Here is a 15,291-nt window from a genome sequence, read left to right on the forward strand (position 1 = left end):
AGAAAATCAGTGTTTTCTCGGTCACAACATTTACAATGAGTGGGTGTATAAGTCAAAGTAGCAAAATAAAGGGTTGCAGTAACGCCTTTTATTTTTTGTTCAACGCATGCTTTTTCAGCAAATGTGATATTGGGGTCTTTTAAATTAAGTGATAATCGGATATAATCGTTATGAAACATATGAATTCTCCTCCCTGAATTGGTGTAAGCAACTTTATTCTAACTGGAAAGTTCATATGTTTCTATTTTTTTGCGTAAAAATAGGTGTGAATGAATCTCTTCATCCACACCAAAAATTATACAGCCAGAAAAAGAGTATTCCCTTAGGAATACTCTTTTTCTTTGTGCCTTAGTATAAAACAAACCCGAATGACACTTGCTAACAAGTGGTCCATTCGGGTTTCTACTATTATATTTTTAAGAAACGGCGCATTGACAAGATTGATCCGACTGAACCAATCAGCATGCCTGTACCTAACATTAACATATTAACTTTCAGAATTAATTCATTTTGACTAATTAATGAATAGCCTGAACGAACTAAGTTAGGGTTAATAATGTAATAAGCTTGCGTATAACCGAAAGACATAAAGAGAATCGGCACAATCGCACCTAAAACACCAATCCAAGCCCCTTCTAAGAAGAAAGGCCAACGGATAAAGCTATTTCTAGCTCCAACTAGACGCATGATTTGAATTTCCCGCTTCCGAGAAATAATAGTAATTCTGATCGTATTTGAAATTAGAAAGACTGCTACAAACAATAGAAGCCCTGTTGCTGCTAGACCCCATTTTCTAATACCATCAGACAACTTAAAGATTTTATCCGACTGAACACCACCGTAATCTGCTCGGTAAACATTATCTAAAGTTGTTGCTTTTTTCTGAACAGCCTTCACGCCATCTGAGGTTTTAGCACTAACAATTAAAACGTCATACAACGGATTGTCGTCACCTTTAAATAATTTCCAAGTATCACCCATGGCTGCCACTAATTTTTCATACTCTTCAGCACTACTTGAGAAAGTCACATTACTGACTTCTGGCAAGGCTTCTAATTCTTGTTGTAAAATGTCTCGGTCTTTATCAGTTGTGCCAATTTCAACAAATATTGAAATATCGACTGCTGATTTAATATCATTTGCTAATTTAGTCACGTTCATAATCACTGATAGAAAAACGCCAACTAAAATTAAAGTAACTGTTACAGCACTGACTGACGCTAAAGTCATCCAGCCATTACGTTTTAAACTTTTTAAACTTTCGCCAATATGACGGAACATATTTCTAATCATCGTAGCCATATTCCCCCTCATGTTGATCTCGAATAATGCGACCATTTTCAACTGCAAGGACACGGTGACGAATAGTATTAACGATTGTACTATTATGGGTTGCCATCACAACCGTTGTCCCTTGCGTATTGATTTTATCCAATAGCTTCATAATTTCCCAAGAATTTTCTGGATCTAAGTTACCAGTTGGTTCATCAGCGATTAACACTTTAGGTGTATTAACAATTGCTCGCGCAATCGCCACCCGCTGTTGTTCCCCACCAGATAGCTCACTAGGGAAAACTCTGACTTTATGGCGTAAACCAACTAAATCAAGAACTTCCATCACCCGACGTTTAATCTCCCGTGGCCGTTTACCAATAACTTGCATGGCATAGGCAACATTTTCATAGACAGTCTTTTGGTGTAACAATTTATAATCTTGGAAAACAATCCCAATTTCACGACGTAAAAAAGGAATATTTTTGTTTTTTATAGTCATTAGGTCATAACCTACAACGTTCAACGAGCCTTTTGTCGCTTTTTCTTCACGATACATCAATTTGATAAAAGTCGATTTACCAGCACCACTGGGTCCAACAACATAAACAAACTCTCCTTGGTCAATTTTCACGGAGATATTTCTGATCGCTGTCGTACCATTAGAGTACTTTTTCATAATGTCTTTCATTTCAATCATTTAACATTCCCCTATCTTTCAATAGTAGTTACCGTAACTAAACTTTACCAACTAAGTTATTACATCCACATCATTGATTTAGCTCTCAGGACTAACTTTTATTATATCACTAGATTATTGTAATTCATCTTACTTTTAATTACAAATATATTTCATTTATAACGGCTGTGCAAGACTCATTCTTAAGAAAGCGTCTATAAAGTCATCAATTTCTCCATCCATAACACTTTGAGTATTGCCGACTTCATAATTACTCCGGTGATCTTTAACCATTGAATACGGGTGAAAAACGTAGGAGCGGATTTGTGAGCCCCACCCAATTTCCATTTGTTCGCCACGTAAAGCTGCTGCTTCTTGAGCTTTTTTATCAATTTCTAGTTGGTACAACTTCGCTTTTAACATGCCCATGGCTTGGTCTCTGTTTTTCAACTGTGACCGTTGGGCTTGACTAGAAACAACAATCCCCGTAGGTGTATGAGTCAACCTAACAGCAGAATCCGTCTTATTAACGTGTTGACCACCTGCCCCACTAGCTCTGAAAGTATCCATCTTAATGTCATCTGGGTTGATCTCAATTTGAATCTCACTAGTCAATTCTGGCATCACATCAACAGAACAAAAGGACGTATGGCGACGACTTGCTGAATCAAAAGGCGAGATTCTCACTAAACGATGAACCCCTTTTTCAGATTTCAGATAACCATAGGCATTGTAACCTTTAATTAACAAGGTGGCGCTTTTAATCCCAGCTTCATCACCAGCATTGTAATCTAAATATTCTACTGTGAAGTCGTGACTGTTGGCCCAGCGAGTGTACATTCTCAGAAGCATATCGCCCCAGTCTTGAGACTCTGTCCCACCTGCGCCTGGATGCAACTCTAAAATCGCATTATTTTTGTCATAAGGCTGATTGAGTAATTGTTCTAGTTCATAGCTACTTAGCTTCTCTTGAAAAGCGGAAAGACCTTTAGTTAATTCCACTTGAAGTTCTGGATCAAACTCTTCTTGTTGCATTTCTAACATCAGAGCTAGTTCTTCTTGTTCATCAGCTAAATCCATAAAGGCTTGGTATTTACTTTTTAAGAGATTACTGGCATTAATCGTTGCTTGGGCTTTTTCATTGTCATTCCAAAATTCAGGATAAGACATTTCTTCTTCATAGCTCGCAATGCCTTGTTCTAAGTCCTCTAAGTCAAAGAGACCTCCTGAAGTCAGCTAATTTTTTGGCAGCTTTTTCTAGTTCATTTCGTAATTCACTTATTTCCATCGTTATTAATCCTCCTCAACTACAAATCCTCTTCGAACTTACAATTGATTGTTTTTTTTACTAGTTATTCCTTTAAGATAAAAAAGTAATGCGGTCTGGATAAGTTCCAAACCGCATTGCTATTAAACTTCTTTACCGTGACAGTTTTTAAATTTCTTGCCACTACCACAAGGACACATTTCATTGCGACCAACTTTTTCAACTTGACGAGGTTTTTTACGTTGATCTGCATCAACGCGACCTTCTTCTTCAGTCGGGTGGACAGCTTCGCCTTGAGCAACTTGTTCACGCTGAACATTTTGTCTAATTTCAGCTTTCATAAACAAGCGAGTTGTATCATATTCAATTGAACCAATCATCGCTTCATACATTTGGTAACCTTCTTGTTGGTACTCAACTAGCGGGTTATTTTGACCATAAGCACGTAAACCAATCGATTCACGTAATTGATCCATCGCATCAATATGATCAGTCCATTTAGTATCAACTACTCGTAGAATAACGACTTTTTGGAATTCTAACATTTGTTCAGGCCCGTTTAATTGACCTTCTTTCATTTCATAAATCTTAGTTGCCCGCTCTAGTAAGTCAGCTTTAATTTCAGCTGGTTTTTTACTAGCGATATCAGCTAAACTAATCTCACCTTCAGGAACAATACAAGCACTAGCGAAATCAACAATTCCTTGAAGATTCCAATCTTTTTCGGCTTCAGCATTTGTATGATCGTTGACAACCCGTTCGATTGTTCTTTCGACCATGCCCATGACAACAGCTTTTAGACTATCGTCTTCCATAATAACATCATGACGTTGACGATAAACGACTTCACGTTGTTCACGCATCACATCATCGTATTGTAAGACATTTTTACGAGTGTCGTAGTTATTACCTTCCACACGTTTTTGAGCAGATTCAACTTGTTTTGATAACATTTTACTTTGAATGACTGCATCTTCTTCATCAATTCGCATACGATCTAACATTGCTTTGACTCGTTCTGAACCAAAACGTTTCATTAAATCATCTTCTAATGATAAGTAGAATTGTGTGACACCAGGGTCACCTTGACGACCGGCACGTCCACGTAATTGATTATCAATCCGGCGAGACTCATGACGTTCAGTTCCGATAACTGATAAACCGCCAAGTTCTTTAACCCCAAGACCTAGTTTAATATCCGTCCCACGACCAGCCATATTCGTTGCAATTGTCACTGCGCCTTTTTGACCAGCATTTAAAATAATTTCAGCCTCTTTGAAGTGATTTTTAGCATTCAAGACTTCATGAGGAACTTTTTCAGTGTTTAATAGTTGTGATAAGTATTCAGATGTTTCAACTGCCACAGTACCGACTAGGACTGGTTGCCCCTTACGGTGACGTTCTTTAATGTCTTTAGCAACTGCTCTAAATTTACTTTCCAAAGTTGGATAAAGTAAATCTGGGCGGTCATCACGGACAATCACGCGGTTAGTTGGAATTTGAATAACTTCAATGTTATAAATTTCCCGGAATTCTTCTTCTTCGGTTTTAGCCGTTCCTGTCATTCCTGATAATTTTTTATACATTCTGAAGTAGTTTTGGAACGTTACATTGGCCATTGTTTTAGTTTCATCTTCGATTTCAACTGCTTCTTTGGCTTCAATTGCTTGGTGTAAACCATCTGAATAACGACGGCCATCCATAATCCGACCAGTAAATTGGTCAACGATCATTACTTTACCTTCTTGAATGACATAATCAATGTCACGTAACATAATGTAATTGGCTCTTAATGAGTTATCGACATGGTGAGTTAAAGCTGTGTTATCAATGTCATATAAGTTATCTATGCCAAATGTTGACTCAGCTTTTGAAATACCTTCTTCTGTCAATGAGATTGTTTTAGATTGAACATCAATTTTGTAATCAACGTCTACTACTAAACGTTTAACAAAGTTATCAGCACGAGAATACAAGGCTGTTGATTTCTCTGCTTGACCTGAAATAATCAATGGTGTTCTAGCTTCATCAATTAAAATTGAGTCAACTTCATCGACAATCGCATAGTTCAACGGACGTTGTACCATTTGTTCGCGATAGACAACCATGTTATCACGTAAATAGTCAAAGCCTAATTCATTATTAGTGCTGTATGTGATATCACAAGCATAAGCTGTTCTTTTTTCATCTGAAGATTTTGAGTTTAAGTTTAACCCAACAGACATCCCTAGGAAGTTGTATAGATCGCCCATTTCGCTAGCATCCCGGGTTGCTAAGTATTCATTGACTGTAACAACGTGAACCCCTTCGCCAGTAAGTGCGTTTAAATAAACTGGCATTGTCGCTGTCAAGGTTTTACCTTCACCAGTCTTCATCTCTGGAATATTGCCGTCATGTAAGACTGCCCCACCCATCAATTGAACTTTGTAAGGATATAAACCTAGTACTCGTTTAGCTGCTTCACGAACTACTGCAAAAGCTTCCGGTAATAGTTGGTCTAGTGTTTCTCCTTTTTGGTAACGCCCTTTAAATTCTTCTGTTTTACTTTTAATTTGCTCATCACTGAGTGCTTCCATACTTGTTGCAAAACCATCTACTTGATCTGCTATTTTTTCTAAGCGACGTAATTCTTTTTTGTCACTTTCGATAATTTTCTTTAGAAAATTCGCCATCTTGTCTTTCCTTTCCCAATAGAATAAAACTAAAAGCATTTTATCTACATTATATAAATTGAGATATTAACCCATCGTTTTTATTCTAGCATTTTTATCTAAAAAATGAAACAATTTTCGCGTTAATCTCCATTTAATCAACAATTATCCCGATATTTTTCCTTCTTTTAGCAAAAAAAGTCCTTTTTTCACATTTTTCTTCCTTTCAACTTAAAATTAGGTATACTTATTTTAAATGATTTAGTGGAGGTTTTCTGACTTTGTTCAAAAAAATTAGTTTTTTTACGACTTGCCTTGCCTTATGTTTCTTTCTAATCAGTTGCCGTTCTGCCTTACCTCAGACTCAAAATTCTGAAACAGTACCCAAACTTAATTTAAGTCAACAAACGCCTTTAATTTTCCTTCACGGCAGTGGTGGCTCTGAAACAGACCTCATCCCTTTTGCCGAAGATTTTCTAAGCTCTTCCCCAGAGCCAGTCGAGATTTTAAAAGTTCAGATTTCAGCAACTAATAAAATCACCTATTTAAATAATCTGCTAGAACCAGACTCACTGCCTTTAATTTTTGTTGGTTTTGCAAACAACTTTGCTGATATCGAAGATTGGTCACAAGGTTTAGCAGTTTTGTTACGAGATTTAAAAGAAACCTACCACCTTAACAGTGCTAACTTAATCGGTTTTTCTAATGGCGGCTTAGCAGTCACTCATTACACTGAACTTTTCGGGACTAAAGAAGGCTATCCTGAAATCAAAAAGTTAGTGACCATTGGCGCTCCTTATAACGACTTAGAGCCCTTAAACGATGACGCTACTCTCAATTTTAGTGACAAAAGCAAGGCCTCTGAGTATTTGGACATATTTTTAAAGCCTAAAAGCCAGCTCCCACCTTCACTACAAGTTCTAGCAATCGCCGGGGACACTGGCCAAAATTCAGACGATATTGTACCGGTCTCTAGCGCTTTAGCTAGCCGGTTGATCTTTCCTGGAGAAGTTGCCTATTATCAAGAACGGTTAGCACTTGGGCCTAAGGCTTCCCATGGTGGCTTAATTACAAATAATCCCGATGTTAACAAGTGGGTGAGTGATTTCCTCTTTAAGTTAGCCCTTGATAAAACTGGTAACTACTTCCTTGAAGAAAATTAAAAGACCTAGACAATTATCTTGTCTAGGTCTTTGTTTATTTAATGTTTTAGTTAGTTTCAATTAAGCCGTATTTACCGTCTTTACGACTATAAACAATACTAGTACCATTAGTTTCCGCATCTTCAAAGATAAAGAAATTATGACCTAACATGTTCATTTGTAATACTGCTTCTTCACTATCCATTGGTTTCAATGATAGGCGTTTTGTACGAACAATTTCTAATTCAGGTTCTTTTGGCTCAGTGTCAGTTTCACCTTGACTGTTTAAGAAGACTGCCGCCGCTTGGGTATCAATTGATACTTCACGCTGTTTACGGTTAATTCTTGTTTTAAATTTACGAATTTGTCTTTCTAACTTATCAACTACAAGGTCAATACTCGCATATAGATCGTGAGACGTTTCTTCTGCTCTTAATACGATATATGGTAGCGGAATTGTCACTTCCACTTTGGCGTTTTTATCTGAATATACTTTCAAATTAACATGAGCTGTTGCTTCAGGAGATTTTTCTTTATCAAAATAACGTTCTAGTTTAGAAACTCTTTTTTCAACATAATTTCTGATAGATTCTGTTACCTCAATGTTTTCTCCTCTAATATTAAATCTTAGCATAGCAATTACCCCTTTCGTCTACCATTAAAGAAGTGAGAAAGGACCACTCTTCCTATCACTTCTTCTTATATATATTATATCGAAGTTTCCCCTAAATTACAATTATTGTTCCCTTTTTTCATAAAAAGAATCTGAGAATAGTTCTTTTCCTATATTAATCAGCTCAGAGGAACTTAACGGATATATAACACCTCACCTCATTCTAGAAAACGATTCCATTCAACGTGCCAAAGTCACACTAGTGATACTTAGTGGAACAGCCTCTTTGAGACAAGCGACACCATGAAATATCGTTCGGCCAGTTGTATAAACATCATCAACAAGTATAACCTTCCTATTATGAATTAACTGCTTCCCCCCTTGGGCTAAACAAAAAGGTTGAGCGGTTTGCAAACGTTCTTCACGGTTTTTAGTCGTTTGTTCCACCGTTTCACTTTTTTTAAGTAAGAGTTTTTCAAAAGGAATCTCGCCCGCTGCTAATAACATTTCCACTTGATTAAAGCCCCGTTTAGCTAGTCTTTTAGGGGACAAGGGCACAGGGATAATTAAGGCCCCTGGCTTATCTTTAAAAAAATATTGCAACTCTTGACGGAACATCTGGGCTAGTCGCTGATCTCCTTGAAACTTATATTTTTGAAACCACTCTTTCATTCCTTGATCATAATGAAACAAACTTTCGTTCCCATTAAAAATATCACCGTAAGCAACTTGCCAGATCTGACATTCTTGACAACTTCTCTTTTGTTCCCCCTTTCCACAAAAAGGACAGGCACTTCGCCTAATAATTTTAGTAAAAAGACTGTGACACCTTTGGCAACAATGACTTGCTTCAATCTTTTGCCAACTTAACAATTGCTTTAGGGTTAATTCTTCTTTGATTTGATTCCCACACCAGAGACATTTCATAAGGAACCACCAAGCCGATTCATCTTTTTAATTTCTTTAATGGCTTGCTTCATGCTACGACTCCAGCCGTCGTGAATAAATAAAACTAAACCTGTAGGGTGCTCCGAACTGCGACCGACTCTACCGGCAATTTGAATCAGAACGGCTTTCGTAAACAATCCTTGGTTGCTACCGATTACAATCACGTCAACATCTTTGAAAGTAACACCTCTTTCGAGAATCGTCGAAGTTAGAAAGAATTGGTAGGCCCCTTGGCGCATGGCTGTGACTTTAGCTTGCCGTTGACTGTCTTTGCCGTGAGCTGTGCCGATTTTTACGGTCGGAAAAGTTCTCTTTAAGACTTCTTCAAAATCCAATAACCATTTGATTGTTGGACAAAAGATTAATGTTTGCCGCGCCTTGACTAATTGTTGCGTAAAGACTTGCTTTACCTCCTTCGACAAGACCGGTCTTTCAGTCATCTTTTGCCAATTATTGACCCACTTTCCAATTGGAACAGGTAATTTTTTGCCATGGTATCGTTGATAGACAATAATTTCTTTAACTTCCTTTAAAGCCACCCGTTTAACTAATTCAACTGTCGGTGTGGCGCTTAAATAGATCCGACTACTTCTGTCTTTACAAGCTTGCCTTGCGCCGTAGTGCAGCATCGGATTATTAACATAGGGAAAGGAGTCAATTTCATCAATTACGACAACCTCAAAGGCTTTTGAAAAACGGAGTAACTGATGAGTTGTGCAGATGACTAATTGACTATAGCGATAAGCTTCTTTTTGTTTGCCGTAAAGGAGCATTACCTGCTCTGCTGGAAAGGCCTCTTGTAATCTTGGGTATAATTCTAAACAGACATCGACTCTCGGGCTTGCTAAACAGACCCGCTTCCCTTGTTTTAGGGATTGGTAAATACCTAAAAACAGCATCTCTGTTTTACCAGCCCCTGTGACGGCATGAAGCAATAACTCTTGATTCCTCGCCATCCTTTCAGCAATTTCACGACTAGCCTGCTCTTGCAAAGGTGTCAACTGGCCTTGCCAAGCAAAATCTACTGACCGCTCGGTTAATTGGTTCTCGCTTTCTTGGTAATACATTTTTTGATTACTTTGATTACGACCTAACTGAATGCAACTAGGACAGTAATAATAAATCACTTGGCCTTGTACTAGCTTAACTGCTTCTTTCAAATGGCTAGTGCCACAACGTAAACATTTAATTTTCAAGCCTTTGCCGACCATACTTGCTCTTCGCTGTAAGTTAGCTAATATCTCTGGAGTTCGCCATTGTTTAGGAATTTCAGCTAGTAGTAACTTACGACCGGAAAAATACTGTTCTTCAGTCATCAGCTCTTCCTCCTATCTTAATAATAGATTCGCTAAAAAAGCCAGTCTCGACTTTTTAATGGCTCTCTTTCGTAAAATGACTTATACTTGGCATATTAATAGAACAAACAAAGGAGCAAACGATGAAAGAATATTTTACACTACAATCCAAAGACAACAGCACTGCTCTCCACTGTATTAAGTGGTTACCCCAGTCTAACCAAGAGCCAAAAGGGATTTTACAACTTGTCCATGGCATGGCTGAGTATGTGGAGCGTTACGACGCCTTCGCCAACTACTTAACTGAGCAAAATATTTTAGTTGTAGGTCACGATCATTTAGGCCACGGCGCCTCTCTTGCTGCTAATAAGCCCAACTTAGGCTTTTTTGCAAAAGAACAAAGTCCGAATATTTTAATTGAAGATGTCTACCAAGTCACAACTAGGATTCAAGCCGAATACCCAGAAATACCTTACTTTATTCTCGGCCATAGTATGGGATCTTTTGTTTTGAGAAATTATTTAGGCCGATACTCTGACCATTTGGCTGGGGCGATTATTATGGGAACAGGGGCTCACCGCTCAGAATTAGCCTTAGCCCTTCCTTTGTTAAAGCTTTTAAATAAAACTCAGCCTTATCGCCCCAATAAACTGATTGATAACCTAGCCTTCGGTAACTTTCATAAAGCCTTTCCTGAAAAACGGACGACTTTCGACTGGTTATCAAAATCACAAAAAAACGTAGACGCCTACATCGCCGATCAGAAACTTGGCTTTCTCTTTACTAATAATGGCTTTTATACTTTATTTACCTTAATGTCCTTAGCAACATCAACAGATTGGGCGACAAAAATTCAGCAACAGCTACCTGTCCTAGTTATTAGCGGCGCTCAAGACCCAGTAGGAGAATTCGGTAAAGGCCCAACAACTGTGGCTCGGGAATTAACTGAGGCTGGTCTTGAAGATGTCACTTTACAGCTTTACGAAGAACTTCGTCATGAAATTTTAAATGAAACAGAAAGTCCCTTAGTCATGAGTGACATTTACTACTGGCTGACGAAACACTTAAATTAACTTGGATAAGGAGGAAGATTATGGAACTTACAGAAGTCATGGCAGAATTAGAACGTCTCGGCACCGCTCAAACAAGGAAAACCTTTATGACTCACGGTGCCCCTAGCCAATTATTCGGTGTTAAAATTGGTGACTTGAAAAAGTATTTAGTCAAAAAAGTCAAAGGTCAACAGGATCTTTGTCTCGCTTTATTTGCCACGGGTAACACCGATGCTCAGTATTTAGCTGGCTTAGGAATCAACCCGGCAGCGATGACTAAAGTCCAACTTGAGCTTTGGTTAAAACAAAGCAACTGGTCAGCAATTAACGAAGCCATTGTCGCTGGCGTTACCGCCGAAAGCCCCTTTGCTTTAGAACTTGGGGAAAAATGGTTACGGAGTAGTGATCCCATTGTGGCAAATACTGGTTGGGCGACTTACGGAAAATGGTTAGCTTTAGCACCGGCTGAAGACATTTCTTTAACTGAAGTTAGTCAACTTTTAGCCCTCGTCAAAGAGGAAATCCATACTGCTCCTAACGCTCTCCGGTACAATATGAATCAATTTATCATTTACGTTGGCAGCTACTGTCCAGAATTAACAACCTTAGCCCTAGAGACTGCCAAAGAAATAGGTGACATTGAAATAACTTTAGCGACTAAAGGCTGTCACTTACCAGATCCAATCACTAAAATTCAAAAAGTCATTACGAATAATAAAGTCGGTGTCAAACGCAAACGGGTGATATGTTAAAGAGGAGAGGACCTAGTCAATAGGTCCCCTCCTCTTTTTTCATACTATTTACGCCTTCCATTGAAGCATAATATCAACTAACTTCATTTCTGGTAAGTCTATGTGACCAACTGCTAAACTACCAGCTAGTTCTTGAAATGCCTTGCTTTCTTTTTGATAAAATTCGGCAATACTCAGTAAGCATTGTTTTGAAAAACTTTGAGGTTCAATCCCCACTTGTTTAAAAACAGTCGTTGCTTGTCGGTCAAAAGCTGGGACACAACCTAAGGTTCCTAATAAAATCTTAGTCAGTAAACTTTGAGAAACTGGGCTGATTGGTTCCGACTTGCCTGAGCGTTGATACGTTGTCTTTCGCAGTTCATGATAAATGACTTCTAATTTTTCTACTAATTCAAATAATAAGGCTAGGTTGTTTGGTTTCATTAATTCAACAATCTTAATCCCTGATAATTGATGATATTTTGGGGAACAAATCAACTCAATTCCCGGTCGGTGACTTTTATAACTGTTTTGCAAAATAAAAGATGACCATGGTACATCTTCTCTTCGGCTAAATAGACACTTAAATGAAGTGACAACATATTATAATCTGTTGCCGTTAATTTTTGATACCGAACTTTTGAAAAATAGTGATAGCAGTGATACCACACCCACTCTCCTTGATTTTCACGTTCTAGTAAATTTGTAACGTACTGGTGACCAACTTCACGGGCATTAAAATTTTCCACGTTTATCTCCTCAACTTCATTTTCAGCTCCTAATGATTATAACTATAAATAAAAAAAGAGCCAATGAAGGATGCTCGCCCAAGATTAAATCATTGGAACCCATTAACATCTCTTTGACTCTCCTAGTTCTACTTAGAATAAACTTCAATCCCAGCCTTTTTAATAATATTCGCTAAATCGGAAGGACGGTCATAAAATGGGGCTAAAGGTTGTTCCTCACGGCCGTTGACTAAGCTATCAACACCCTCTGGTAACTCATAACAATTGCCATCGATGTCGACTTGAATTTCTGTCCCATCAAGCTTTTCTAAAATCAGACGGCGAAAGCCTAAGATTTTAACACTATGAGGATTTCTTAGATCTGGTTTACGAATAATTTTTCGACCACCAAAAGGGATTAAATGCAAGATTCGGGTTGGTCGTTTTTCACCATAAACTAATTGGCTTTTATCTAGCTCCCGATCCACTGTATGGGGATAGAGGATGCCAGTTTCAGTATCAGTAAGTTCCCCATCTGCTAACTCAGATTTAACTGGAAATAACAAGTAAGGCCGTAACTCTAAACGTCCACGCCAAATTTCTTTTAATAAGACATGGGTTTTATCCTTTAAAATAACACCTTGACCATCGAATAATCCTTCGATTATTTCCATTCCAACCACTCCTTGTTAATCATCTATTTCTGTTAATCTTCTATTGCTTGTTAATCTTCTATTGCTTATATATTCTACTCTTTTTAGTCCCTATAAAGCAACAGTTTTTCTCTTTTTTAATAGATTATGTGAAATTATTTCATTTTAATATTCAGCTATCACTTAATTTTAATATTCTTATCGCTTTTCATGTGATTATTTTAGTTATATTTTAAAAGTTAGTCAAATAATGTTGATTTCAACAAGCGATTAAAAACAACATATTCTTTCTCCAAATTAACGTGAACCATTTCATAATTAGCATTAAGCCAGCCGTATGCACCTTTCTCTGGGTACTTATAATCATTTGCCCACCAATCAAGAGTCTTCCGGGCGGAATCTGGTAAACCACTTTTAGGAAACAATAATTCATCAAATTGGGTAAAAGTTAAGGTCACTTGAGAACCGCCATTGTGTGTCAAATAACGGGTGACTGTATCATATTTCTTCTCACGCTGAGACTTAGGGTACTTTGCCATGACACTCACCTCACTTTTCTACTTACTTAATATTATCCCACAAATCCGCTGTAATGCAAACGCTTTAGCTTCCTTTAAAGTAAGCTGCCTTGCCAGAGTGCAGGGACTTATATTATACTAGGAGCTGAAACGAGGTGTCTTATGTTAACGTCTTATTTAACCGTCAAAGAACGGGGGCAACACGAAATCGAAATCAAAAAATCCCGTTTCATTTGTACTTTAGCACCTGTTACTTCTGAAGAAGAGGCGAAAGCCCTAATTCTTGAAATTAAAAAAGAACATTGGAAAGCCAGTCATAATTGCAGTGCTTTTGTCATTGGTGAGACTAACGAGATTCAACGAAGCAGTGACGATGGTGAGCCGGCTGGAACTGCTGGAGTACCGATGCTAGAGATTTTGAAAAAGCGCCAGCTAATTAATACTGTGGCTATTGTTACCCGCTATTTTGGTGGAACTGAGCTAGGGAAAGGCGGATTAATTCGCGCTTACGGCGGTGTCGTAGCTGAAGCTTTAACAGCCGTCGGGATCGTTCAAGGGAGCTTGCAACAAGAAGTCATTTTAGAAATTGATTACCCTAACCACGGCAAGTTAGAAAATTTTATGACTTCAGCTAATTATGATTTAAAAGAAACGATTTTCACTGATAAAGTTACCCTCATTTGTATGATTGATGAGGCTCAAGTTGAAGCCTTTCAACTAGAAGTGACTGATCAACTTAGTGGTCAAGTCTCGATTACCTTAGGCGAAAAAGCTTATTTCGAAAAAGATTATCAAGGCTAAAGAGATATCAGCTAAAAAGCAGCTAGAATCAATTGATGATTCTAACTGCTTTTTTATTTTTCTAGTAAGAATTCAAAACGATTTCCCACGTATTGAGATCGGACATATTCAAAAGGTGTGCCATCATCAAAATACGTTGTTTGGCGTAAGCGTAAGATCGCATCGCCTTTTTTTATGTCTAGGTGTTCGGCTATTTGTTCAGAAGCAACCATCGCTGATACTCCTTGTAAAGCTTTACCGATTTTGTATTCCCCATGCTCAATAATCGTTTGATATAAGGAATGGGTGACTTCTTTTTTATTGTAATTTTTTATTAAGTGGTAAGGAATACTTGTTACTTCGAAACAAATCGGCACATCATCAGCGTAACGAACCCGTTCCATCCGCAATAACAGCTCCTCATCTTTTAACTGTAAAGTCTCCATCTCACTTGAGCTTGGTTTAGTTACAAAGTAGGAAGTTGTCTTACTGGAAGGTTGTTTCCCTTGGGCAATAATAATTTCCGAAAAACTCGTCGTCCCACTCATAGTTTCTTGAACTTTTTTACTAGCCACATAAGTCCCAGAACCAATTTTCCGTTCGAGGATCCCTTCATCGGCTAAGGTTTGGACAGCTTGTCGCAAAGTCATCCGGCTAACGCCGAAAGTAATCGATAGCTCTCTTTCTGATGGTAAACGCTCACCGACTTTCCATTTCCCTGACTCAATTTCTTCCCGAATCTTATCATGGATTTGAATATACACAGGTAAATTTTTCTTTGGCATTTGACCCTTTCCCCCTTTGGTTTGTTTCACGTGATTGGTCTATTTAAAGGTTAAAGCTCTGACCACCTTTACATAAAGCACTCTTGATTCTTCTATTATAACTGGTATATACCAAAAAAACAAGATTTATTCTTTTTTCAAAAAAACCAGTCACTCTTTTTCTAAGAGTAACTGGCT

At 38.0% G+C, this 15,291-nt stretch carries 16 protein-coding genes; 4 read left to right on the forward strand and 12 right to left on the reverse strand.

Annotation, left to right across the window (positions count from 1 at the left end; translation table 11 throughout):
- Positions 1 to 408: 408 nt before the first annotated feature.
- The 4 genes from ftsX to secA all read right to left on the reverse strand — a co-directional run bounded on the left by ftsX (position 409) and on the right by secA (position 5,890).
- The gene (gene ftsX, locus CBF35_RS13570; protein WP_126782146.1) at positions 409 to 1,293 is read right to left on the reverse strand and encodes a permease-like cell division protein FtsX; all 885 of its coding nucleotides are present in this window, start codon (positions 1,291 to 1,293) and stop codon (positions 409 to 411) included.
- Positions 1,286 to 1,972, reverse strand: a complete 687-nt coding sequence (ftsE, locus tag CBF35_RS13575) for a cell division ATP-binding protein FtsE (RefSeq protein ID WP_126782148.1) — start codon at positions 1,970 to 1,972, stop codon at positions 1,286 to 1,288. Before ftsE ends, ftsX begins: the two co-directional genes overlap by 8 nt.
- A gap of 156 nt (positions 1,973 to 2,128) precedes the next feature.
- A protein-coding gene (gene prfB, locus CBF35_RS13580) for a peptide chain release factor 2 (RefSeq protein ID WP_126782150.1) occupies positions 2,129 to 3,239 on the reverse strand; the annotation gives its coding sequence in 2 pieces (ribosomal slippage) (positions 2,129 to 3,166 and positions 3,168 to 3,239; 1,110 coding nt in all).
- 122 nt (positions 3,240 to 3,361) lie between these two features.
- On the reverse strand, positions 3,362 to 5,890 hold the full coding sequence (secA, locus tag CBF35_RS13585) for a preprotein translocase subunit SecA (RefSeq protein WP_126782152.1): 2,529 nt from the start codon (positions 5,888 to 5,890) through the stop codon (positions 3,362 to 3,364).
- A 260-nt stretch (positions 5,891 to 6,150) separates the two neighbouring features.
- Here secA and CBF35_RS13590 point away from each other — a divergent pair, with 260 nt between their 5' ends.
- Positions 6,151 to 7,032, forward strand: coding sequence for an alpha/beta hydrolase (locus tag CBF35_RS13590; RefSeq protein ID WP_170174807.1), 882 nt, complete (start codon positions 6,151 to 6,153; stop codon positions 7,030 to 7,032).
- Positions 7,033 to 7,078: 46 nt separating this feature from the next.
- On the opposite strand, the gene hpf is transcribed toward CBF35_RS13590, so the two are convergent.
- The 3 genes from hpf to CBF35_RS13605 all read right to left on the reverse strand — a co-directional run bounded on the left by hpf (position 7,079) and on the right by CBF35_RS13605 (position 9,888).
- A complete protein-coding gene (gene hpf / locus CBF35_RS13595) occupies positions 7,079 to 7,645 on the reverse strand; it encodes a ribosome hibernation-promoting factor, HPF/YfiA family (protein WP_126782156.1) in 567 nt (188 codons plus the stop codon).
- Positions 7,646 to 7,864: 219 nt separating this feature from the next.
- Positions 7,865 to 8,551 (reverse strand): ComF family protein, encoded by a 687-nt coding sequence (locus tag CBF35_RS13600; RefSeq protein ID WP_126782158.1) that lies wholly within the window; start codon positions 8,549 to 8,551, stop codon positions 7,865 to 7,867.
- On the reverse strand, positions 8,548 to 9,888 hold the full coding sequence (locus CBF35_RS13605; RefSeq protein ID WP_126782160.1) for an ATP-dependent helicase ComFA: 1,341 nt from the start codon (positions 9,886 to 9,888) through the stop codon (positions 8,548 to 8,550). Before CBF35_RS13605 ends, CBF35_RS13600 begins: the two co-directional genes overlap by 4 nt.
- Positions 9,889 to 10,010: 122 nt before the next feature.
- Here CBF35_RS13605 and CBF35_RS13610 point away from each other — a divergent pair, with 122 nt between their 5' ends.
- Together CBF35_RS13610 and CBF35_RS13615 are read left to right on the forward strand one after the other, a co-directional pair.
- A complete protein-coding gene (locus tag CBF35_RS13610; protein WP_126782162.1) occupies positions 10,011 to 10,940 on the forward strand; it encodes an alpha/beta fold hydrolase in 930 nt (309 codons plus the stop codon).
- Between the two features lie 20 nt (positions 10,941 to 10,960).
- Positions 10,961 to 11,671 carry a DNA alkylation repair protein gene (locus CBF35_RS13615; RefSeq protein ID WP_126782164.1) on the forward strand — a complete coding sequence of 237 codons (711 nt, stop codon included), beginning with the start codon at positions 10,961 to 10,963 and terminating at the stop codon, positions 11,669 to 11,671.
- A gap of 48 nt (positions 11,672 to 11,719) precedes the next feature.
- Here CBF35_RS13615 and CBF35_RS13620 read toward each other — a convergent pair whose 3' ends face one another.
- The 4 genes from CBF35_RS13620 to CBF35_RS13635 all read right to left on the reverse strand — a co-directional run bounded on the left by CBF35_RS13620 (position 11,720) and on the right by CBF35_RS13635 (position 13,570).
- Positions 11,720 to 12,148 (reverse strand): hypothetical protein, encoded by a 429-nt coding sequence (locus tag CBF35_RS13620; protein ID WP_126782166.1) that lies wholly within the window; start codon positions 12,146 to 12,148, stop codon positions 11,720 to 11,722.
- Positions 12,145 to 12,399, reverse strand: coding sequence for a hypothetical protein (locus tag CBF35_RS13625; protein ID WP_126782168.1), 255 nt, complete (start codon positions 12,397 to 12,399; stop codon positions 12,145 to 12,147). The genes CBF35_RS13620 and CBF35_RS13625 overlap by 4 nt, the downstream gene beginning before the upstream one ends.
- Positions 12,400 to 12,527: 128 nt before the next feature.
- Positions 12,528 to 13,052: a hypothetical protein gene (locus tag CBF35_RS13630; RefSeq protein WP_126782170.1), complete on the reverse strand. Its 525-nt coding sequence runs from the start codon at positions 13,050 to 13,052 to the stop codon at positions 12,528 to 12,530.
- A gap of 218 nt (positions 13,053 to 13,270) precedes the next feature.
- On the reverse strand, positions 13,271 to 13,570 hold the full coding sequence (locus tag CBF35_RS13635; RefSeq protein WP_126782172.1) for a DUF7662 domain-containing protein: 300 nt from the start codon (positions 13,568 to 13,570) through the stop codon (positions 13,271 to 13,273).
- 141 nt (positions 13,571 to 13,711) lie between these two features.
- Between CBF35_RS13635 and CBF35_RS13640 the strand changes: the two genes are divergently transcribed.
- Positions 13,712 to 14,350 (forward strand): YigZ family protein, encoded by a 639-nt coding sequence (locus CBF35_RS13640; RefSeq protein ID WP_126782174.1) that lies wholly within the window; start codon positions 13,712 to 13,714, stop codon positions 14,348 to 14,350.
- Positions 14,351 to 14,403: 53 nt separating this feature from the next.
- Here CBF35_RS13640 and CBF35_RS13645 read toward each other — a convergent pair whose 3' ends face one another.
- A complete protein-coding gene (locus tag CBF35_RS13645; RefSeq protein ID WP_126782176.1) occupies positions 14,404 to 15,114 on the reverse strand; it encodes a GntR family transcriptional regulator in 711 nt (236 codons plus the stop codon).
- Positions 15,115 to 15,291 lie beyond the last annotated feature (177 nt).

The organism is Vagococcus salmoninarum (assembly GCF_003987495.1).
GTDB lineage: Bacteria > Bacillota > Bacilli > Lactobacillales > Vagococcaceae > Vagococcus_D > Vagococcus_D salmoninarum.